This window comes from Clostridium caldaquaticum, from assembly GCF_023806125.1.
Lineage (GTDB): Bacteria > Bacillota > Clostridia > Clostridiales > Clostridiaceae > Clostridium_AT > Clostridium_AT caldaquaticum.
In genome coordinates this window covers 100612-123380 of sequence record NZ_JAMSKT010000004.1, presented here as the reverse complement: position 1 = coordinate 123380, position 22769 = coordinate 100612, and the positions used below count along the sequence as shown (strand labels likewise).

Below are 22769 nucleotides of genomic sequence, written 5' to 3'. Positions count from 1 at the left end.
CTAAAGTTGTTTTATATACAGAGAGGAGTGAAGCTTGTGAGGAATAGAACAAAATTAACAAACACTCAAAGAAAAGCAGTAGGCCTCATAATGAAAGATAATGGTGAGATAGCACACTATGCTGAAAAGGCAGCTGCCAGCAGAAAAAATGATAATGTAAAACCAGAAGAAACTTTTTAAAATGTAAAATGCAGAATATAGAATGTTAATTCTATATTCTGCATTTTAATATAATAAATATCCAGCAATGCCGGCTAAAACAGATAAAAGTATAGGATCCAGCTTGTATTTAAATGAAGCAATAAAGGCTGCAAGGAATATCAGTACACTTTTATAGTCTATGAAAGAATCATAGGCCACTAAAATTGCAGCAGCAGCAATTAATCCAACAGTTGCTGGTCTTAATCCAAGAAAAGCATATTCTACATTTTTGTTATTTTTAAACTTAATGAAGAATGTGGATATTATAATCATAATTATAATAGATGGAGTAATAACACCTAAAGTTGCAACTATTGAGCCGATTATTCCAGCGGTTTTATAACCGATATAGGTGGCTGAATTTATAGCTATGGGGCCAGGAGTAATCTGAGAGATAGCTACAATATCTATAAATTCTTTAGTACTTACCCAATTATGTATATTTACTACTTCTCGCTGGATAAGAGGAAGCATGGCATAGCCTCCACCAAAGCTGAACAAACCGATTTTAAAAAAAGTTATAAATATATCTAAAATAATCATTTTACATCTCCCTTATTTCTTCCATATAGTACTCCTAAAGCTACAGCTGCAATTATTATTATGACGGGTGTAACATTTACAAAGGCTACAAGTGCAGCAACTGCGACAGGTATGATTATAGTTTTTTTGTTAATTTTCGCAGCCTTTCCAAACCTTAAAATAGGAGCTGCTATAAGTGCTACTACTGCAGGTCTTATACCCTTAAAAACTCTTTCAACTGCAGCATTGTCTTTTATTCCAACAAAAAAGGAAGCTATTATTAAAATTATAAGCAAGGAAGGAAGAACCGAACCTAAAACTGTAAATATCATTCCAGGTATTCCAGCCATTTTATAGCCTGCAAATACTGCGGTATTAATTGCTATAGGTCCTGGAGCAGATTGTGCAAGTGCAAGCATATCAAGAAAATCTTCTCGGTTTATCCACTTATTTTTATCTACTATTTCTTTTTCGATTAAAGGAATCATGGCATAGCCGCCTCCGATAGTAAAAGCACCTATCTTAAAAAAAGAATAGAACATTTCAAAGTATTTTTTCATTTTCAATGCCTCCATTTTAATAAACTGGATATATATGCAATATTATTATAACATAATTATATAGAGTATCAGGGATTATTTTGGTAAAATTAATTAAAGCAATAATAAGGAGGAGGTAATTAAATGTTTACACATGTAGTATTCTTTAAATTAAATGATCCAACACCATTAAATGTGGAGAAAGCTAAAACTATATTGCTTGGTATGGAAGGGAATATACCTCAGTTGAAATATCTTGAGGTAGGAGCAGATATTTTACATACTGAACGTTCTTATGATTTAGTTCTTATTACAAGATTTGAATGTAAAAATGATATGGACGCATATCAGGTTCATCCATTCCATGTTAATGAAGTACTTAAAAATTTAAGACCAATGCTTAAAGCTTCTGCAGCGGTAGATTATGAAGATTAGATGAAGGCAGGTATTTAATAAGTGCAGGGATACTGTTTACGGACAGTGTCCTTTTTGTTTCCATTTAATATTAGTTGAAAAAAATACTCCATAAATATAAAATTATAGTAATAAACTAACCGTAAAAGAAAGGAAGTGAAAATTTGTCAACTGACTTTAATGGAGAGTTTGTTCATTTGCATGTACATACAGAATATAGTCTTTTAGATGGTTCTGGTAAAATTTCTGATATGATTGCAAGAGTAAAAGAGCTTGGAATGAAAAGTATTGCTATAACAGACCACGGTGCAATGTACGGCTGTGTTGATTTTTACAAGGCTGCGAAAGAGCAGGGAATAAAACCTATAATTGGATGCGAAATATATGTGGCGGCAAAATCTATGTATGATAAAACAAACAACAAGGATAATGATATATATCACTTAGTTTTGCTAGTTAAAAATGAAATTGGATATAAAAACCTTATGAAGATAGTTTCAAAGGCGTCTATAGATGGTTTTTACTACAAGCCAAGGGTTGACCATGACTATTTAAGAAAGCATAGTGAAGGTATAATAGCTTCCAGTGCATGTCTTGGAGGAGAGGTTCAAGCAAATCTATTAAATGGAAATAGAAAAAAAGCAGTAGAAATTGCTCTTTTGTATAAGGACATATTTAAAGATGGTTTTTATTTAGAACTTCAAAATCATGGAATGGAAGAGCAGCTTAAAGTAAATGAGGAACTTATAAGCTTATCTAAAGAACTTGAAATTCCTTTGATATGTACTAATGATGTACACTACATAAAAAGGGAAGATTCAAAGGCTCACGATATCCTTCTTTGTGTTCAGACAGGTAAAACTATTGATGAAGAAAACAGGATGAGATATCCTTCAAGTGAGTTTTATTTAAAATCTCCAGAAGAAATGTATGAACTATTTTCATATATTCCAGAGGCTTTAAAAAATACGGTTAAAATAGCGGAGCAGTGTAATTTTGATTATGAATTCCACGTATCTAAGCTGCCTAAGTTTCCTCTGCCAGAGGGTGTAGAACCTTTTGATTACCTTAGAAAAACTTGTTACGAAGGGCTTAAGGAAAGGTATAAGGAAGTTACGAAGAACCTTACAGACAGACTAGAGTATGAGCTTGGAGTAATTAGGAACATGGGCTATGTGGATTACTTTCTTATAGTTTGGGATTTTATAAGGTTTGCAAGGGAAAGTAAGATAGCTACTGGAGCTGGAAGGGGGTCAGCTGCAGGTTCTTTAGTTGCGTATACTCTTGGAATTACTAAAATTGACCCTCTTAGGTATGGTTTGCTTTTTGAGAGATTTTTAAATCCAGAACGTATATCTATGCCGGATATCGATAGTGACTTTTGCTATGAACGTCGTCAAGAAGTAATTGACTATGTAGTAGAAAAATATGGAATAGAAAATGTATCACAGATAATAACCTTTGGAACTTTGGCAGCCAGAGCCTGTATAAGAGATGTAGGAAGAGCAATGAATTATTCTTATGCTGAAGTAGACAGAATTGCAAAGATGATTCCTGCAATGCTTGGAATTACTATAGACAAAGCCTTAAATATAAATCCAGAACTTAAGAGTGCTTATGACAATGAGCAGAGAGTTAAAGAACTTATAGATGTAGCAAAAGCCTTAGAGGGTCTTCCAAGACATTCTGGAACTCATGCTGCAGGAGTTGTTATAGCTTCTCAGCCTTTAGTTAATTATGTTCCTATGCAAAAAAATGAAGGTAATATAGTAACGCAGTTTACTATGGGAACACTTGAAGAACTTGGACTTCTTAAAATGGATTTTCTTGGTCTTAGAACCTTAACTGTTATGAGAGATGCAGTTGATATGGTTAAGTCAGGAAAAGGAGTTGATATAGACTTAGATAAGATAAATTATGAAGATAAAGAAGTCTACAAGATGATTGGAGAAGGTAAAACGGTAGGTATATTCCAGTTAGAATCACCAGGTATGACTTCCTTTATGAAAGACCTGAATCCTGATAATCTTGAAGATATAATAGCAGGTATAAGTCTTTACAGACCTGGTCCTATGGCGGAAATACCAAGATATATAGAGGGTAAAAGAAACCCTGAAAAGATACATTATGAAACTCCTGAACTTGAAGCTATACTTAATGTAACATACGGGGTTATGGTATATCAGGAACAGGTTATGGAAATAGTTAGAAAGTTGGCAGGGTATTCTATGGGACGTGCAGACTTAGTTCGTCGTGCCATGTCGAAGAAAAAGCATAGCGTAATGGAGCAGGAAAGAAAAAATTTTATATATGGTATTGCAGATAAAGATGGAAACATAGAAGTACCAGGCTGTATAAGAAATGGCATTAGTGAGGCTGCGGCAAATAAGATATTTGACCAGATGATGGATTTTGCTTCTTATGCCTTTAATAAAAGTCATGCGGCAGCTTATGCAGTAGTTGCATTCCAAACAGCATACCTTATGCGATACTACTCCACGGAATACATAGCAGCAATGCTGAACAGCGTAATGGGAAATAATGAAAAGATAGCCTTCTACATCAGATTTGCTAATGAATCAGGTATTGAGGTACTTCCTCCTGATATTAATGAAAGTTACAGTAAGTTTACAGTTAAAAATGGTAAAATAAGGTTTGGGTTAGCAGCTATTAAAAACGCAGGTGTAAATGTAATTGAAAGCATAGTAAAGTCCAGAGAAGAAAAAGGCAAGTTTAAGAATTTAAGCGATTTTTATAATAAAATAGATGTATCTATAGTTAATAAACGGGCTATTGAAAGTCTTATTAAAGCTGGAGCCTTTGATTGTTTCAAGGTTTATCGCTCTCAAATGCTTGCTGTGTATGAAAAGTTATTAGAAGGAATGCACAGTGAGAGAAAGAGAAATATTCAAGGCCAGTTAAGTCTTTTTAAAGACTTTAGTGCAGATGAAGATATATTTGAGATTAAATATCCAAAAATAAAAGAATTTGAAAAAAAGTATCTTTTAGCTATGGAAAAAGAAATGACAGGTCTTTATTTGTCAGGGCATCCGCTTGAAGAGTATGAAGAAACTCTTAAGTTTCAGACAAATACTAGAATATCTGATATTGTAGTAAGTGAAACTCTTGAAGAGGGAGAACTTCAGGAAACTTCAAAAATAAAGGATGGAGATAGAGTTATTATAGGCGGAATTATATCAGAGGTGAATAAAAAAGTTACAAGAAACAATGATATGATGGCTTTTGTAAGGCTTGAAGATATGTATGGAGGCATAGAGGTAATAATTTTTCCTAAGGTGCTTCAAAACTGTAAAGCTCACATAGTTGAAGATAGTGTAGTGATAGTAAAAGGAAGAGTAAGTATCAGAGAAGAGGAACAGCCCAAAATATTATGTGAAAACATAGAACCTTTAATAAAGATAAATAACGATAAGGTATATATTTTAATAGAAGAAGATAAACTAAGAAAAGAAGCCTTTGATAGAATAAAAAATGAATTGGTTAAACATAAAGGAAATCAGCCTGTGTACATATGTACAAGAAAAGAAAGATATAAGTTCAGGCTGGATAGAGAATATTGGATTAAGCCAAGTGATGAGATTCTTTCTTTCTTAAAAAATCAATTTGGGGAAGCAAATGTAAAGGTACAATAGTTTATATAAAGCTTAAAGGTTGATAATGGTCTAGTAAAATAAAATCTTAATTATTTAAATAAAAATAATTGGCTGGTTAAATTATTATTTTACTAGACTATATCAGGTTTTAGAAATTCATATTTACAAATTTACTAATCAAGTAAAGTAAAAAAAGTTTTGAACAGTATTATGTCGAAATTTATTGCAAATTACATTATATTAGATTAGAATTAAAGTGGAATATCACTATAATTTTCGTAACCTTCATGGGACAATATTTGTCCCAGTGGGATAAGTTAGGAGGGAAATTATGAAAACAATTGCCATATTAACTAGTGGAGGAGATGCTCCAGGAATGAATGCTGCTATAAGAGCAGTAGTTAGAGCTGGTTTAGATAAAGGGCTCAAGGTAATGGGTATTCAAAGAGGATACAGTGGCCTTTTAAATGGAGAAATATTTGAAATGAACAGGCACAGTGTATCCGACATAATACACAGAGGTGGAACTATACTAAAAACAGCTAGATGTGAAGAATTCAAAAAAGAAGAAGTAAGAAAAAAAGCTGCACAAATTTTAAAGGTTTATGGAATAGATGGACTTGTAGTAATTGGTGGAGATGGTTCCTTTACAGGAGCAAGGCTGTTATCTGAACTGGGAGTAAAAACAATAGGAATACCTGGAACTATAGATAATGACCTTCCATATACAGAATATACATTAGGTTTTGATACTGCACTTAATACAGTTTTAGATGCTATTAATAAGTTAAGAGACACTTCAACTTCTCATGAAAGAATAAGTATAGTGGAAGTTATGGGAAGAAACTGTGGAGATATTGCTTTATATGCAGGTCTTGCAGGTGGAGCAGAAAGCATAATCCTTCCAGAAAAGGGATTTGACCTAAATGAAATATGTAAAGTAATACTTGATGGAAAACAAAAAGGAAAGCTTCATAATTTAATATTACTTGCAGAAGGCGTTGGCGGAGCTAATGAGCTTGCTGAACAAATTGAAGAGATAACAGGAATTGAAACAAGAGCTACAATACTTGGACATATACAAAGAGGAGGAAGCCCATCAGCTTTTGACAGAATATTAGCGTCTAAAATGGGAGCAAGAGCTGTTGAATTGCTTTTAGAGGGAAAAACTTCCAGAGTAATAGGAACTAGAGGCGGAGAAATCATTGATTTAGAAACTAATGAAGCTTTATCAATAAAGAGAAAATTTGATGAAAAGACTTATGAAATAGCAAAAGCATTATCTTATTAATTCAGGGGAGGGGAACTCATGAGAAAAACTAAAATTATATGTACTGTAGGACCTGCAAGTGAAAATGAGGAGATTTTATCAAAGCTTATAGAAGCGGGAATGAATGCTTCAAGGCATAACTTTTCTCACGGAGATCATGAGGAGCATGGAAGAAGAATAAATCTTGTTAAAGCTTTAAGGAAAAAATATAATAAACCGATTGCCATAATACTTGATACTAAAGGACCAGAAATTAGAACAGGCAAGTTTGAAGGAGGCAGTGTTGAATTAAGAGAAGGAGAACCTTTTACTGTTGTATGCGGTGAAGATATTCTAGGAAACAACACTATTTGTTCTGTTACATACGCTGATCTTTATAAGGATGTAAAAATAGGTGATTCCATACTGATAGCTGATGGACTTGTAGGACTTGAGGTAAAAGGTATAGAAGGCAACAGAATATTCTGCACAGTAAAAAACAGCGGCAGTCTTGGAAATAATAAAAATGTAAATGTTCCAGGAGTTGTAACTACGTTGCCAGCTGTTACAGAAAAGGATATCAAAGATTTAAAATTTGGCATTGAAGTGGGAGTGGATATAATTGCTGCATCCTTCATAAGAAAAGCTTCAGATGTTCTTGCTATTAGAAAGGTTCTACAGGAAAACGGCGGTGGGGATATATTAATCTTTTCAAAGATTGAAAACCATGAAGGTGTTGCTAATATAGACGAAATTATTAAGTTTTCCGACGGTATAATGGTAGCAAGAGGAGATCTTGGAGTTGAAATACCAACAGAAGATGTTCCTGTTGTACAAAAGATGATAATAGAAAAATGTAATGAAGCAGGTAAGCCTGTTATAACTGCAACTCAAATGCTTGACTCTATGATAAAAAACCCAAGACCAACAAGAGCAGAAGCTTCAGACGTTGCTAATGCTATTTTTGATGGTACTGATGCTATAATGTTAAGCGGAGAAACTGCTAATGGAAAGTATCCTGTAGAGACAGTTATTACTATGTCCAAGATAGCAGAAAGAGCAGAAAAAGCTCTTAACTATGAAGAAAAGCTAAAGAAAAGAAGAAGAAACCATATTCCTAACGTTCCAAATGCAATAAGTCTTGCTACCTGCAATACTGCAATGGACTTAAATGCTTCAGCTATAATTACAGCAACTCAAAGCGGACATACTGCAAAAATAGTTTCAAACTACAGACCAGAATGTCCAATAATTGCTGTTACTCCATATTGGAATGTGGCAAGAAAGCTAGCTCTTAATTGGGGTGTGTTCCCTATTATAGCAGATAAGATGGAATCAACAGATGAGCTTATAGAAAAGTCAGTTGTTATTGCTCAGAATACCGGATATGTAAAAAACGGTGATTTAGTAGTTATCGCAGCAGGTATACCTGTTGATTATGTAGGAACTACAAATATGATGAAGGTACACGTTGTTGGAGATATATTAGTTCAAGGAAAGTCATCCGGTTCCGTGCATGGCTATGGTACAGTAAATGTAGTAAGCAGCTTTAGTGAAGCTCAGGAAAATGTACAAGAAGGAGATATTCTAGTAGTTAAACATCTGACAGGAGAATATCTTAACCTGCTTGATAGAGTTTCAGGAATAATTACTGAACAAGCAGAGGTTTCATCAGATATTACTATTAAGTGTATAGCTCAGGAAATACCGCTTATATATAACGCAGCTGGTGCAACAGATATTCTAAAAACAGGTTCCTTTATTACACTAGATATTAGAAGAGGAGTCGTATACAGCGGAAAGGTAAACCTGGTATAATTATAAATATATGAGAGAATGCCTAAAGTAAGGCGTTCTCTCTTTTAAATTATTTGATTAATATAAAATTAAAAATTGAATATATGTAATTGTAAAAATTTTTAAAAAACTATTGACTGAATATACACAATAATATAAAATTATTTTAACATCAGTGATCAGAAAGAGTAGATATAGAAGTTTAGTTTCAGCGAATCTGGGATAGTGTAAGCCAGATACTGTAGTCTATATTGAATGGGTCTGTGAGATGATATGCGAACTTATAGTAGCATTTTCCGGGAGTCTTCCGTTAAAAGGACAGGGTATCGATTAATTCCGTACCTGGTAAAGATAAATTTCCATTTAGGTGGCATAGCGAGTTCAACACCTCGTCCTATTTGCAGGGCAAGGTGTTTTTATTTATCTTATTTTAGAATAATTAAAATAAGATTTATGCTTTATACTAAATGTAAATTTAATTTGGGTGGCACCACGAGTCACTTCGTCCCAAAACAGACGAAGTGGCTTTTTTTTAATAATTTTTTAAGGGGGCTAAGTTATGATTAATTTGAGTAAATGTAAATTTTATGAACTTAGAGAATCTAAAAAAGTTTTTCCTGTAATCTTTGAAGCACATGCAGATGAACTTACACCAATAATAATATTTTATAACCTTGAAGGAAAAAACAGGTGTCTTTTAGAAAGTGCTTTAGCTACTAAAGACAGCGGAAGATACTCATTTATGGCGGAAAATCCTTATCTTCAGGTTAATAGTTATAAAGACAGGATAACCATAATAAGTGATGACGGCAGTAAAATACAAAAACAAGGTGATGTGCTTGATACAGTTAGGGATATATTGAATTTAAAATATCATGCTGAAAATATAAGCCTTCCTTTTAGTGGAGGTGCTATAGGCTATGTAGGCTACGATGTTATCAGGCAGTATGAGGTGCTGCCTGATAAAAATAAGGATAAGATAAACATACCAGAGGCTTATCTTTTATTTTATAAAACAATAATATGCTATGATCACTATAACCATAAGCTTTATATTATTTATAATGTACTTCCTGAAGATAATCTTGAATATGAAGAAGTTGTGCAATTACTGCAAACAACTTATGAGAAGATTAGAGTTAGAAAAGAGCTTCATCCTTTGAAAAGGGAAGGGTCTTTTGGGGAAGCAAAATCTAATTTTACAAAAGAAGAGTTTTGTAAAAGGGTAAATAAAGCAAAAGATTATATAACTAAAGGAGATATATTCCAGGTGGTTTTATCTCAAAGATTAACTATTAATACAGAAGAAAACCCTTTTGAAGTATACAGAAGATTAAGATCTAAAAATCCATCTCCATATCTTTTTTATATAGAATTTGACGGCTTTGAGGTAGTAGGCTCTTCTCCTGAAAGATTAGTAAGCGTTATTAATAATATAGTATCAACTAATCCTATAGCAGGTACAAGACCTAGAGGGAAAAACAGTGAAGAAGATAAAGTTTTAGCAGAAGATTTGCTTAAAGATGAGAAGGAAATAGCTGAGCATGTAATGCTTGTAGATTTAGGGAGAAACGATACTGGTAGAATAAGCGAGTTTGGCACTGTTAAGGTAGAGAAATTTATGGAAGTAGAACTTTATTCACATGTAATGCATTTAGTTTCAAAGGTTACTGGCAGGTTAAAAGAAGGCTTAGATTGTTTTGACGCCTTAAAGGTTTGTCTTCCAGCAGGAACAGTGTCCGGGGCGCCTAAAATAAGAGCAATGGAAATAATAGATGAGCTTGAAAATATAAGACGTGGAATATATGCAGGTGCCTTAGGGTACTTTTCCTATGAAGGAAATATGGATGTGTGTATTGCAATCAGAACTGTAATTTTTAAAAATAAAACTGCTTATCTTCAGGCAGGGGCTGGAATAGTGTATGATTCGGATCCAGTTAAGGAGTATGAAGAAACAATAAATAAGGCTAAGGCGTTAAGGGTGGTGATTTAATGCTTCTTTTAATAGATAATTATGATTCTTTTACCTTTAATTTATATCAAATGCTGGGAGTAATTTACAAAGATATTAAGGTAATCAGAAATGATGCTGTTACAATAGAGGAAATAACAAATATGGATTTACATGGTATTATTATTTCTCCAGGACCTGGAAGACCAGAGGAAGCAGGAATTTGTATTGAGGTAATAAGAAATTTTGCAGATAAGCTTCCTATACTTGGAATATGTCTTGGGCATCAGGCTATAGGCTATGCCTTTGGAGGAAAAATATCAGGAGCTGAGAAAATAATGCACGGAAAGACTTCAGAAGTTTTTATAGAAGAAAGTGACATATTTAAAGATTTACCAGAAAGATTTACTGTTATGAGATATCATTCTCTTGTTGTTGAAAAGAATAGTTTACCAACTGAGTTTAAAGTAATAGCAAAAACTGAGGATGATGTAATAATGGGTATAAAGCATAAAGATTTTGACCTTTATGGGCTTCAATTTCATCCTGAATCAATTTTAACACAATATGGTGACAAGATGTTAAGAAATTTTGCAGAGGTGATTTGTAATGTTAAATGAAGCTATTAAAAAGATTGTTATAAGAGAAAATTTAACAACCGAAGAAGCAGAGGCAGCTATGAATGAGATAATGAGAGGTGAATGTACTCCATCTCAGATAGGAGCTTTTCTTACAGGGCTTAGAATGAAAGGTGAGACTATAGATGAAATAACAGGTTGTGCTAAGTCTATGAAACAAAATGCAAGAAGCTTTAATGTATCCTTTTTTGCTATAGATACCTGCGGCACTGGAGGAGATGGTGCCAATACATTTAATATATCTACAGCTGTAGCTATAATTGCTGCTGCTGCAGGTGTAAAGGTAGCAAAACACGGAAATAGAGCAGTTTCAAGTAAAAGCGGAAGTGCAGATGTGCTTTGCGAACTAGGTTTTAATATAGATTTTGAAACTTCATTATCTGAGAAGTGTCTTAAGGATACAGGTATGACTTTTCTCTTTGCTCAAAAGTACCATCCTGCAATGAAAAATGCTGCTCCGATAAGAAGAGAATTAGGAATTAGAACTATATTTAATATTTTAGGACCTCTTACAAATCCTGCAGATATAAAGGGACAGGTGCTTGGAGTATTTGATGGAAACTTGACTCATCAGCTTGGAGAAGTTCTTTTAAGACTTGGAAGGGAAAGAGTACTTGTAATACACGGAAATGACGGTTTGGATGAAATAACAACAACAACAACTACTACTGTAACAGAAGTAAAAGAAGGTAAAGTTATAGATTACACTATTAATCCGCTGGATTATGGTATACCGCTTTGCACAAAGGAAGAGATAAAAGGTGGAGATTCAAAAGAAAATGCAGCAATAATTTTAGATATATTTAAGGGAGAAAAGGGAGCTAGACGCAATATTGTAGTGATGAATGCTGCAGCTGCTTTGTATGTAGGTAAGGCAGCGGATAATTTCAGGGAAGGAATTAGATTAGCAGAGAAGATTATTGATTCTGGAAAAGCCTATGACAAGTTAGAGGAAATAATAAACTTTGGTAAGAAGGTGGCAATGTAATGATACTGGATGAAATTGTTGCGGTTAAAAAAAAGCAGCTTGAAATAGAGAAAGAAGAAAAACCATTAGAGAATTTGATTAAAAATTCTAAGCCTAGGGAAATTAGAAACTTTGAAAAGGCACTAAGCGGAAGGGAAATGTCTATAATAGCAGAGATTAAAAAAGCTTCTCCTTCAAAGGGAGTTATTATAGAAAACTTCAATCATAAAGCTATTGCAAAAGTATATGATGAAGTTGATATAGATGCAATTTCAGTTCTTACAGAGAAATATTTTTTTAAGGGGAATGATGAATATATAAAAGATGTAAAGATAATAGCTGATAAGCCTGTGCTTCGCAAAGATTTTATTATAGAGGAATATCAAATATATCAGGCTTTAGATATAGGTGCAGATGCTATTCTTCTTATAGCAGCTATTCTGCCTGGAAAGCTTAAAAGATTTTATGATTTAGCTTCAAGCTTGGGACTGCATGTGCTTATAGAAGTTCATAATGAAAGTGAGCTTGAAGAGGCACTTAAAAGTGGAGGAAGGATAATAGGGATAAACAATAGAGACCTTAAAACTTTTCACGTCAGCTTAAAGCATACAGAAAAGCTTAAAAATCTAATACCAAAGGATAAAATAGTAGTTTCTGAAAGCGGGATAAGCAATGCTGATGATATAAAGTATTTGAAAAGTTTAGGAGTAAGTGCCATATTAGTTGGTGAAACTTTTATGAGAATTATTAAAGATAGAACTAAAGTTAATGAATTTGTAAGAGTTTGCAAAGATGGTATTAAGTCATGATTAAGATTAAAATTTGCGGTTTAACAAGATATGTTGATATTGAATATGTAAATAAGCTAAGGCCTGAATATGCTGGTTTTGTATTTGCTGAAAGTAGGAGAAGAGTAAGTGCTGGTACAGCTTTAAAGCTTCATGAAAACTTAGATAAAGAAATAAAAGCTGTAGGTGTTTTTGCAGATGAAAGCATTGAAGCTGTAAGAGAAATTGCAGATAAGGTTAAACTTGATGTGCTTCAGTTTCATGGTAATGAATCTATTGAGTATATAAATAGCTTTAAGGATTTTGAGGTTTGGAAGGCTATTTCAGTTAAAAGAGAGGAAGACCTTTCAAATATATATAAATATAAAAATATCAGACTGCTTCTTGACTCTAAGGTTGAGGGAGTAAAGGGGGGCAGCGGCAAAACTTTTGACTGGAATATATTAAAGAAGCATGATTTAGAACAAAAAATAGTGCTTGCAGGGGGATTAAACTGTGAAAATATTAAAGAGGCTATAAAAATTGTGAAGCCTTTTGCAGTAGATGTATCCAGCGGAGTTGAAAGCAGCGGTTTTAAAGATTTTCATAAAATGAAAGAATTTATAGATAAAGTGAGGAGATTATAATGAAGGGAAGATTTGGACAATTTGGAGGGCAGTATGTACCTGAGACTGTTATGAATGCAATAACAGAACTGGAAATTGAATTTGAAAAGGCAATAAAGGATAAAAGTTTTTTAGAGGAATATCATTACTATTTAAAGGAATACAGCGGAAGAGAAACTCCGCTTTATTATGCAAAAAGTTTAAGTGAAAAATACAAAGGAGCAAAAATTTATTTAAAAAGAGAAGATTTAAATCATACCGGGGCACATAAAATAAACAATGTTTTAGGACAGGTACTTTTGGCAAAAAGAATGGGAAAGAAAAGAATAATAGCAGAAACAGGGGCGGGACAGCATGGTGTTGCTACAGCTACTGTTGCAGCAATGTTTCAAATGGAATGTGAAATATTTATGGGAGAAGAAGATATAAGAAGACAAGCGCTTAATGTATTTAAAATGAAAATGCTAGGTGCAAAGGTTAATGCTATAACAAGCGGTACAGGAACCTTAAAGGATGCAGTAAACGGAGCGATGAGAGACTGGGTATCAAATATAGATACTACTTTTTATGTTATAGGTTCTGTTATGGGACCCCACCCATATCCAACAATGGTTAGAGATTTTCAAAGAATAATAGGTGATGAAGCCAGAAGGCAGATAATTGAAAAGGAAGGAAGGCTTCCAGATTATGTGGTAGCTTGTGTCGGCGGTGGAAGCAATGCTATTGGAATTTTTTATCCTTTTATAGAAGATAAGGAGGTAAAGCTTGTAGGAGTCGAGGCTGCAGGGCTTGGAGTTGATACAGAACAGCATGCTGCAACTATAACTAAAGGCTCCCTTGGAATAATTCACGGTATGAAAACTTATGTGCTTCAAGATGAAGATGGACAAATAATGCCGGTTTACTCTATATCAGCGGGACTTGATTACCCAGGTGTAGGACCTGAGCATGCATATTTACATGACATAGGCAGGGCTGAATATGTTGCTGTAACTGATAAGGAAGCACTGGAAGCTTTTAAAGAATTATCATTAATGGAAGGGATAATACCTGCAATTGAAAGTTCACATGCAATTGCTCATGTTTTAAAATTAGCACCAACCTTAAGCAAGGACAAAATTATTGTAGTTAACCTTTCAGGCAGAGGAGATAAGGATATTAATACTGTAGCTGAAGAAATGGGGGTAAAGCTTTAATGAACAGAATAGATTTAAAGTTTAAGGAGTTAAAAGAAAAAAATGAAAAAGCACTTATTACTTTTATAACAGCAGGAGATCCGGATAGAAGTACTACAATAGATTTAGTACTGGCTATGGAGAAAGCAGGGGCAGATATAATTGAACTAGGTATTCCTTATTCAGACCCCCTGGCAGATGGAGTAGTTATACAAGAATCCTCTCAAAGAGCGTTAAAAGCTGGAATAAAAATAAATGATATAATGAATATTGTAAAAGATATAAGAAGAATTTCTTCTGTACCACTATTATATTTGGTTTATTATAATTGTATTTTTAAATATGGAATAGAAAAGTTTATAAAAAAATGTAATGAAGTTGGTATTGACGGGCTTATAATTCCTGATTTACCTTTGGAGGAAAGAGGAGAAATCGCAGAAATTGCTTTTGAATATAATATAGATATTATTCCATTAGTAGCACCTGCCTCAGAAGAAAGAGTTAAAAAAGTGTTGAAGTTTGGCAGAGGTTTTGTATATTGTGTATCAACAAATGGTGTTACTGGGACAAGAGACAGTATTGCTACGGATTTAAAAAACTATATGAATTTGGTTGGACAATACAGTGAAATACCAAGAGCTATCGGATTTGGTGTATCTAGTGCAGAAATGGCAGAGGAATTTGCAAAATATGGTGAAGGTGTAATAGTAGGAAGTGCTATAATAAAGCTTATAGCTTCAGCAGAAAATAGTACAGCAGCAGTTGAAAAAGTAGGAGTTTTTACAAAAGAACTTAAAAATGCTGTAAAAAAAGTTGTCAATTGCCCAGGAAATAAGTAAAATAATATTTGTGAGCTATTATCATAATAATACTAGGTTTCATATAACCAATAGTTGTATTGTCTTTGTCGTATATTTCTAATAGATAATTATAAAGAATTATATGAATAATGTATAATTTGGTTAAAAAATGGAAAAAATGACTAAATGGAATATAAGAGCAACTGATTCATTCTATTACTTTGCAGCTTAGCTGCTTTTTTTTTTATCTTAGAATAAATATAATAAATTATGGATAAACTACTTACATGCAAAATAGAATAGTAATAGTGGTAAGGATATGGGAGGATTTTTATGAATGGAGAATTAAGCTGCAGTGCATTAAATTGTGTTCATAATATGAGTGGGCTGTGCTCAGCAAATGTTATAAATATAATAGGTGCAGGCGCTCATTCAAGTATGGAGACTATGTGTAATACTTTTGCTCCTAAAGGAATTAAAAATGCAATAACTCACCTACCTAATATGAATATGATAGGAGAAATTAAGCAAATTTTTACTAAAAATTCAATACAAATGATTCCTATAATAAAATGCGAAGCAATGAACTGTATTTATAATATAGACAGAAAATGTAACGCAGATAATATCCAGATTCATGGTCCTAATGCTGAAAATACTCAAGGAACTCAATGTGAAACTTTTAAGAATAGATAGTTTATGTAGTCTATAAGTCGATTTCATGATTTATAGACTATTTTTTATATAATAGACAAGGAAGTAAATAAATTATATAATTTATAAATCAGATAGTACACAGGTGAAGGATGATAATATGAGTGAAAATATAGTAATTGAAAAAAATAAGGATTATATTATAGATATAATTGGTATGGGATATGAAGGTGAAGGAGTAGGAAAGCTTAACAATTTCACTATCTTTGTACAAGGCGCTTTAATTGGTGAAACTGTAAAAGTTAAGATAGTTAAAGTAGCTAAAAACTATGCTTATGGAAAGCTTTTAGATATTATAAAGCAGTCTTTTCATAGAAGAGAACCAATTTGCAGTATTTATAAAAGATGCGGCGGCTGTCAAATGCAGCATATGTCTTATGAGGCTCAGCTTCAATTTAAAACTGAAAGAGTCAAAGAGGTTATTGCAAGAATAGGAAAGCTTAAAGATGTGACAGTTCATCCTGTTATAGGGATGGAAGAGCCTTATAGATATAGAAATAAAGTTCAGCTTCCTGTAGGAAAGGTTAATGGAGAAGTTCAAATTGGATTTTACGCTCCAAGAAGCCATGACATAGTAAATATGGAAACCTGCTATATACAGGATAAAATAGCTGATAAGGTTATAAGTTTGACTAAAGAATGGATAATTAAATATAATATTGAAACTTATGATGAAAACGAGGATGATGGAAATATAAGGCATATAATGGTACGAAGAGGTTTTAAAACCAAAGAAGTTATGGTGGTTATTGTAACAAGGCAGGATAAACTGCCTTACTATGAAGAATTTGTAGATTTAATCACTAAAAATATTCAGGGAATTAAAAGTATTATACAAAATGTAAATCATAAAAAAACTAATGTAATACTAGGTGAGAAAAATAAAACCTTGTGGGGCAGTGATGTTATAACGGATTATATAGGAAAATTTAAGTTTAATATTTCTCCTCTTTCCTTTTTTCAGGTTAATCCTGTTCAGACAGAGGTACTTTATAATAAAGCACTTGAATATGCAGGTTTAAGCGGAAATGAAACAGTATTCGATGCCTACTGCGGTACAGGAACTATATCTCTTTTCCTTTCTCAAAAAGCTAAAAAGGTTTATGGAGTAGAAATAGTTCCGCAGGCTATAGAGGATGCAAAGAAAAATGCATTGCAAAACAATGTAGATAACGTAGAGTTTTTAACAGGTGAATCTGAAAAAGTAATTCCAGAGCTTATAGAAAAAGGGATAAAGGCTCAGGTGGTGGTTGTAGACCCGCCAAGAAAGGGCTGCGAAAGAAGTCTCCTTGAAGCCATAGCTAACATGGTACCTGAAAGAATTGTATATGTATCCTGTGATGCAGCAACTTTGGCTAGGGATTTAGGAATACTTCAAGAGCTTAACTATAAGACAATAGAAGTGCAGCCAGTTGATAATTTTCCTCAGACTGCGCACGTTGAGTGTGTTGTATTGATAACAAAAAAATAAATATAAAAGTGTGTAAAGCATTGATAAATAAAGGGTTTTCAAGTTTACAAGAGGCATCATAAAATTTATTTTTGGTGTTTCTGATTTGAAAATCCTTATATTTATTTTGCAGAGAAATATTTTAATGATTATAATATTTGTATAGTGTAGTAGGCAAGATAGATACCGTAGAGGTTGAGAAGGCAGGATAGATGTGGCTTTTACGAGTAGGCTAGATAGATGTTTGAAAATTATGGATAAAATAATTGTTTTTTTAGACTACTTATCATATAGCTGGCAATAATTAAAGATAAGTAGTCTAAACTTAATAGTGAGGTTTTGTTATGGTGAATAAGAGTTTAAATCCCAAAGTAATGTACATTCCAGCTAAAATAGAGCCAAATAAAAGGGTAGCAATATACTGTAGGGTTAGTACAAATCACGATTCTCAAGAAGAAAGCCTAGAAGCACAAATAGAAGGATTAAAGCAGATTGTAAAAAACAATCCTAAGTGGAGTTTATTTAAAGTTTACACAGATAAAGACTCAGGAGGAAATACATTTCGTTCAGGATTTCAGAATATGATATTTGATTGTTATGAAAATTTAATTGACATTGTTTTAGTTAAGTCTATTAGCCGCATAGCTAGAAATACAGTAGATTTACTTGAAACAGTAAATAAGTTAAGAAGTATGGGAATTGAAATGATATTTGATAAAGAAAATATTAGAACCAGTGAAGTTGACAATGATGTACTTGTAGCTGTATTAACTGCAATTGCACAAGCAGAGAGCGAATCAACAAGTGAGGCTATAAAGTGGGGGTTAAAGCGTGGATTTGAATCAGGTAAATCTAAGCTTTATTGTAGAAAGTGTTATGGTTATAAACATAACGAAAAAGGAGAACTGGTAATTGATGAAGCTCAAGCAGAGGTTGTAAGAAAAATATTTGACTTATATTTAAGAGGATACAGTATAGGCTTAATTATAAAAGAGCTAGAGTGTGAAGATATTAAATCCTCAAAGGGTAAAGATAAGTGGTCTAAACGTGCCATTCAAACTATACTTACAAATGAAAAATATATAGGAAATGTAATTTTAGGAAAAACTTATACAGGGACATTTCCAAATAATAAACAGCAAATAAATAATGGTGAACAAGAAAAATATTTATTGGAGAATGCTCATGAGCCAATAATAGAAGTTGAAAAATTTGAACAGGTACAAGAAGAGATGAGACGAAGAAGCAATGTAGAAGTTATTGAAGGAAAAGTTAAAAGAAAAGGAACTCGTTATAGTATAAAGAAAGAAAATAAAATTTAATCTTATTATGCACTTAACTAGTGATTTGAGTGCATGGATTTGAATTTGATGAAAGTGAGGAGAAAATATGCAAATTGCATTAACTAAAAAACTGGCGAGTGCCATGGGAATAAATCCACAACCTATTAATGAGGTTATAAACCCACTATTTTCATGGACAGCAAACTGGACTAAAGTTTGGGATAATCGTAGAACAGAGGATATGCTTGTTCTAGTGAACAATGCAACACGCTTTACTGTTGCTATTTATCAAGTTAAGCGAAATTCGCTGAAAAATGTAGCGGAAATGATGAAGGCAGCCATTTCAAGCACACTTCTTTCCATGAATTTAAACCCAGAGCTTGTGGAAGAATATATGCGACTGTCAGGTGAGGTGGAATTTGTTCAAAATAGTAGCAGACAGGCAGCATCATGGGTAACAAAAGCGGGAACAGAATGTGCTTTTTATGTAGCAAATGAATATAATGGAATTGAAAAAGTATTTAGTGATACAATAGGTGTTCCTGCAAATCGAACCATTGTCAATTATTCTGGTACAAATAAAGAGGGCTTCTACCCTTACAAGGCAATGATTAATGCACTTTGTGAGGGTACTGGAAAGCAAGCTTATAGATACCGTGCCTTTGAATTACTTGTAACACTTGATTTAGACATATATAAGGCGGAAAGGAAAATTATTGTACCTGCAGATATACAATTTAAACAGTTACATAAGGTGCTGCAGTCAGTGTTTGACTGGAGGAACTATCATCTATATGACTTTACTGTTTTTGATAGAGATAAGAATAAGCCAACTACCAGAATTGTTCCTTTTGAGGAAGACTTAGAATATGATGAAGAAGCAATTTTGATGGGAAGTCACACCTTGTCAGAATTTTTGTCTCAGGAGAAATATATAATCTATACCTATGATATGGGAGATAACTGGAAACATGAAATAGAGCTTATAAATATAATAGATGAGTACGATAAGGAGTCACCATATTTGTTAGAAGCAAGTGGGCAAACACCTCCAGAGGATGTGGGAGGGGTACCAGGATTTATTGACTTCCATGAAATTATGATGAATCCTAACTCCCCAGAATATAAAGAAATGCGAGAATGGGCAGGGTATTGGACTGTAGAGCTGAGTGATTGGGAAAAGCGTCCTAGGGTTATAAGTATATGAATTTGAGTTGACATCAATATTATCAACTCAACCTTATTGCAAAAGTTTAACTTATGAATATGAAAGGTTTATTTATAAATATTAAAGAAATGGCTATTTTACAAGCTTTAAGGGGATTTTTTAAAGATGAATGTGACATCAATATTGCCACTTTATTTAGTCTAACTATCACACGTTGAGACGATAGCATTGATAACTGACCTACGGACAGTTAATAACCAATTAATTGGTAATGTGAATTTTGCTAAAAAATTTATTCTGAAAAATATAAAAAACCACCTTTTTCTAGTGTAAAATTGACTTGCAACCCCAATTTACAAAAGAAAGGTGGTTTCTATGATCAATGATCAAGAATATCTTACTACAAAATTGAAAAAAACACTAGAAAAAATGATAATTTTATCTGCTCCTCGCTTAAATAATTTAATTGCAATGATTATTGGGATAATAATTTCACAGTCAGTTGTTTTATCTAAAATATCTCAAGAATTGAAAGATTGTTATTCTTTAGGAACTGAAGAAAGCAAAATAAAGAGGTTACAAAGATTTTTAGGTAATAAAGCTATTAATCCTGAAAAACTCTATGAGTTTTTTGCGTATAGATTATTGCAGAAGTATAAATTTAGATCTAAATCAATTTATATAATATTTGATCATACAACAATAGATGATAGATTTGTAATACTCCAATTTTCATTGAAGGTAGGGAGAAGAGCTATCCCACTTTGGTTTAAATTATTTGGATATAAGCAAGATGGCAACAAGGATTTTATTCATGTTAAGGAAGGACTTAAATTTTTACATAAGATACTAAATCCATATAATTTTGATGTTACTATACTTGCAGATAGAGGATTTAAAAGTATTGATTTATTTAAATTTATAGATGAAAGTCTTAAATGGAAATATTGTATTAGATGCACAAAAGACTTAGGAATATCCATTGCCGGCAAAAGAAAAATTAGAAAACTAGATGATATAACTCCAACAAAGTGGTCTACAAAACATTTTTACAATATTAAGTTAACAACTCAACAATATATTTGTAACATGGCAGTATGTAAAGCTCAAGATGCCGAAGATGTGTGGTTTATTGCTAATAATCTTTCCGGTCCTTATGCAATAAGGGAATATAAAAAGAGATTTGATATTGAAGAAATGTTTAGAGATTTTAAAAGTAATGGGTTTAATTTAGAGAGTACTTGGAGTAATGATATTCACTATGCTAAAATGTTATATTTTTGCGTTTGTATAGCTTATTCTTATATAATTTCCTTAGGTGTTTCATGTACTAAAGATAAGAAAAATAAATTATTGGGTTCAACTAAGAATATCAAAGGAAAGAAAGTTAGAATTTATAGTTTATTTACTACTGGCGTTAAATGGTTTAAAAGAGCTTATTATTCATGTAGGAAAAATATTACTTAAAAACTTGCTTTACGATATACCAAGGATAATATAAGTAAGGGTATTGACAGATTCGATATAGTGAAAATAGACGTTCCTATTTACTTATTTATACTTAAATTCAATAAAAAACAATTTATTTAAAAAGCAAATTCCATAATAATTGAAAATTAAAATTATTATGGAATTTATTGAATAATATTGATAATAACTGTCCGTAAGTCAGGGAAACAGAGACTTCAACATAAGGGTTTTCTTTAATATCTTTATAAACATCTTTTGTGTTATTATTGCAGAACCATAGCTTGCCATCTTGTTTAAAACAGAACATGAAAGGACGGCACTTTGCCTTTCCGTCGCGGCCGACTGTAGCAAGATACTGCACAGGATTTTCTTGTAAAAATTTAAATACTTCATTCATTTTTGACATCTCCCAACTTTTAAAAATTACTTCAGTTTTATGATAATTTTATTTGCAAATTTTAACAAGTAAGCACATTGTGGTAATATAGTTACTACATAGTAACTATTGTTAAGTATTATTTTTAATATTTTCGTGTTATTATCCCTCCTAAATTCAATTGATTTTTGCCGGCTTCAATTATATAATAAATGCAATGGTATTGTTTAGCAAGTAAGCACTTTAAAGTACTATATGCACCCTAAAGTAACCAATAGATAGTCTAGTAATCTTAAAGAAAGAAGGGATAGTTTATGAAGAAAGAATTGCCTGCTTGTCCTATCGAAATAACTCTTTTACTCATCGGGGACAAGTGGAAAGTATTAATATTAAGAGAATTAATTGAAGGTACAAAGAGATTTTGAGAATTAAGAAAATCTATTGGTTCTATAAGTCAAAAGATGTTGACACAACAATTAAGAGAGATCGAAGAGGATGGTCTTGTAGATAGAAAGGTTTATGCTGAAGTTCCTCCAAGAGTTGAATATTCTCTTACTGAGGATGGACTTAGTCTAAAGTCTATTTTGGATTCTCTATGGGTATGGGGAGAGCAGTATAAGAGAAAAATGAAGGTATAATGAGCTTGGTATACTATTATTCTGTACTAAACAATAGAATAGGATGTGTTGTAAATGATGGATGAAAAAATCAAGGAGCTTACATTATTATTGTTATATTTAACTTCGTGGGAAGACGACTGTGAACCGTTTAAATGTCAAAGAAGCTGGAAAGGATATAATTTTGATGCACTTAATGAGTTAAAAAATGAAGGATATATTGGTGGTGGATATAAATCAAAATCAGTTTATTTTACAGATGAAGGTATAAAGAAAGCTGAAGAATTAATGTGCAGGTATTTAAAAAACTGTAAATCACATGAAAAATAACAGACATTTAAGAGTGAGGAAGAGTATATGATTAAACCCTTGAGCTCTCAAGGGTTTTTAAATGTATTTATTTTTTGGAGCATCAATAATTTACTAAAGTA

20 protein-coding genes, 2 pseudogenes and 1 other annotated feature are annotated in these 22769 nt (G+C 32.6%); of the genes and pseudogenes, 19 read left to right on the top strand and 3 right to left on the bottom strand.

Annotation, left to right across the window (positions count from 1 at the left end; all coding sequences use genetic code 11):
• Window positions 1-36: 36 nt before the first annotated feature.
• A complete protein-coding gene (locus M2651_RS03800) occupies window positions 37-180 on the top strand; it encodes a hypothetical protein (RefSeq protein WP_252131011.1) in 144 nt (47 codons plus the stop codon).
• A 45-nt stretch (window positions 181-225) separates the two neighbouring features.
• Here the strand turns inward: M2651_RS03800 and M2651_RS03795 are convergent, their stop codons facing one another.
• On the bottom strand, window positions 226-744 hold the full coding sequence (locus M2651_RS03795; protein ID WP_252131010.1) for a chromate transporter: 519 nt from the start codon (window positions 742-744) through the stop codon (window positions 226-228).
• The gene (locus M2651_RS03790; protein WP_252131009.1) at window positions 741-1283 is read right to left on the bottom strand and encodes a chromate transporter; all 543 of its coding nucleotides are present in this window, start codon (window positions 1281-1283) and stop codon (window positions 741-743) included. The genes M2651_RS03795 and M2651_RS03790 overlap by 4 nt, the downstream gene beginning before the upstream one ends.
• A gap of 123 nt (window positions 1284-1406) precedes the next feature.
• Between M2651_RS03790 and M2651_RS03785 the strand changes: the two genes are divergently transcribed.
• The 16 genes from M2651_RS03785 to M2651_RS03710 all read left to right on the top strand — a co-directional run bounded on the left by M2651_RS03785 (window position 1407) and on the right by M2651_RS03710 (window position 21342).
• Window positions 1407-1697, top strand: a complete 291-nt coding sequence (locus tag M2651_RS03785) for a Dabb family protein (protein WP_252131008.1) — start codon at window positions 1407-1409, stop codon at window positions 1695-1697.
• 143 nt (window positions 1698-1840) lie between these two features.
• Window positions 1841-5329, top strand: a complete 3489-nt coding sequence (locus M2651_RS03780) for a DNA polymerase III subunit alpha (RefSeq protein WP_252131007.1) — start codon at window positions 1841-1843, stop codon at window positions 5327-5329.
• Between the two features lie 292 nt (window positions 5330-5621).
• Window positions 5622-6581, top strand: coding sequence for a 6-phosphofructokinase (gene pfkA / locus M2651_RS03775; RefSeq protein WP_252131006.1), 960 nt, complete (start codon window positions 5622-5624; stop codon window positions 6579-6581).
• An 18-nt stretch (window positions 6582-6599) separates the two neighbouring features.
• Entirely contained in the window at window positions 6600-8357 is a 1758-nt protein-coding gene (gene pyk / locus M2651_RS03770) for a pyruvate kinase (RefSeq protein ID WP_252131005.1), read from the top strand.
• A 145-nt stretch (window positions 8358-8502) separates the two neighbouring features.
• Window positions 8503-8849 (top strand) — a binding site (T-box leader).
• Between the two features lie 46 nt (window positions 8850-8895).
• The gene (trpE, locus tag M2651_RS03765) at window positions 8896-10329 is read left to right on the top strand and encodes an anthranilate synthase component I (protein ID WP_252131004.1); all 1434 of its coding nucleotides are present in this window, start codon (window positions 8896-8898) and stop codon (window positions 10327-10329) included.
• A complete protein-coding gene (locus M2651_RS03760) occupies window positions 10329-10907 on the top strand; it encodes an anthranilate synthase component II (protein ID WP_252131003.1) in 579 nt (192 codons plus the stop codon). The genes trpE and M2651_RS03760 overlap by 1 nt, the downstream gene beginning before the upstream one ends.
• Entirely contained in the window at window positions 10897-11913 is a 1017-nt protein-coding gene (trpD, locus tag M2651_RS03755) for an anthranilate phosphoribosyltransferase (protein WP_252131002.1), read from the top strand. Before M2651_RS03760 ends, trpD begins: the two co-directional genes overlap by 11 nt.
• Complete coding sequence (gene trpC, locus M2651_RS03750) at window positions 11913-12701, top strand: indole-3-glycerol phosphate synthase TrpC (protein WP_252131001.1); 789 nt, start codon at window positions 11913-11915, stop codon at window positions 12699-12701. The genes trpD and trpC overlap by 1 nt, the downstream gene beginning before the upstream one ends.
• Complete coding sequence (locus tag M2651_RS03745) at window positions 12698-13306, top strand: phosphoribosylanthranilate isomerase (RefSeq protein ID WP_252131000.1); 609 nt, start codon at window positions 12698-12700, stop codon at window positions 13304-13306. The genes trpC and M2651_RS03745 overlap by 4 nt, the downstream gene beginning before the upstream one ends.
• The gene (gene trpB, locus M2651_RS03740) at window positions 13306-14481 is read left to right on the top strand and encodes a tryptophan synthase subunit beta (RefSeq protein ID WP_252130999.1); all 1176 of its coding nucleotides are present in this window, start codon (window positions 13306-13308) and stop codon (window positions 14479-14481) included. The genes M2651_RS03745 and trpB overlap by 1 nt, the downstream gene beginning before the upstream one ends.
• On the top strand, window positions 14481-15299 hold the full coding sequence (gene trpA, locus M2651_RS03735) for a tryptophan synthase subunit alpha (RefSeq protein WP_252130998.1): 819 nt from the start codon (window positions 14481-14483) through the stop codon (window positions 15297-15299). The genes trpB and trpA overlap by 1 nt, the downstream gene beginning before the upstream one ends.
• A 294-nt stretch (window positions 15300-15593) precedes the next feature.
• Window positions 15594-15956, top strand: coding sequence for a DUF1540 domain-containing protein (locus M2651_RS03730; RefSeq protein WP_252130997.1), 363 nt, complete (start codon window positions 15594-15596; stop codon window positions 15954-15956).
• A gap of 118 nt (window positions 15957-16074) precedes the next feature.
• A complete protein-coding gene (gene rlmD / locus M2651_RS03725; RefSeq protein WP_252130996.1) occupies window positions 16075-17445 on the top strand; it encodes a 23S rRNA (uracil(1939)-C(5))-methyltransferase RlmD in 1371 nt (456 codons plus the stop codon).
• A gap of 323 nt (window positions 17446-17768) precedes the next feature.
• Window positions 17769-18746 carry a recombinase family protein gene (locus M2651_RS03720; RefSeq protein ID WP_252130995.1) on the top strand — a complete coding sequence of 326 codons (978 nt, stop codon included), beginning with the start codon at window positions 17769-17771 and terminating at the stop codon, window positions 18744-18746.
• 67 nt (window positions 18747-18813) lie between these two features.
• A complete protein-coding gene (locus M2651_RS03715) occupies window positions 18814-19914 on the top strand; it encodes a plasmid pRiA4b ORF-3 family protein (RefSeq protein ID WP_252130994.1) in 1101 nt (366 codons plus the stop codon).
• 336 nt (window positions 19915-20250) lie between these two features.
• A complete protein-coding gene (locus tag M2651_RS03710; RefSeq protein WP_252130993.1) occupies window positions 20251-21342 on the top strand; it encodes a transposase in 1092 nt (363 codons plus the stop codon).
• A gap of 205 nt (window positions 21343-21547) precedes the next feature.
• On the opposite strand, the pseudogene M2651_RS03705 reads toward M2651_RS03710, so the two are convergent.
• Window positions 21548-21742 (bottom strand): annotated as a pseudogene (locus M2651_RS03705) (pyridoxamine 5'-phosphate oxidase family protein); the annotation flags it as partial.
• 293 nt (window positions 21743-22035) lie between these two features.
• Here M2651_RS03705 and M2651_RS03700 point away from each other — a divergent pair.
• Window positions 22036-22359, top strand: a pseudogene (locus M2651_RS03700) (winged helix-turn-helix transcriptional regulator).
• A 54-nt stretch (window positions 22360-22413) separates the two neighbouring features.
• The gene (locus M2651_RS03695) at window positions 22414-22668 is read left to right on the top strand and encodes a DUF6429 family protein (protein ID WP_252130992.1); all 255 of its coding nucleotides are present in this window, start codon (window positions 22414-22416) and stop codon (window positions 22666-22668) included.
• Window positions 22669-22769 lie beyond the last annotated feature (101 nt).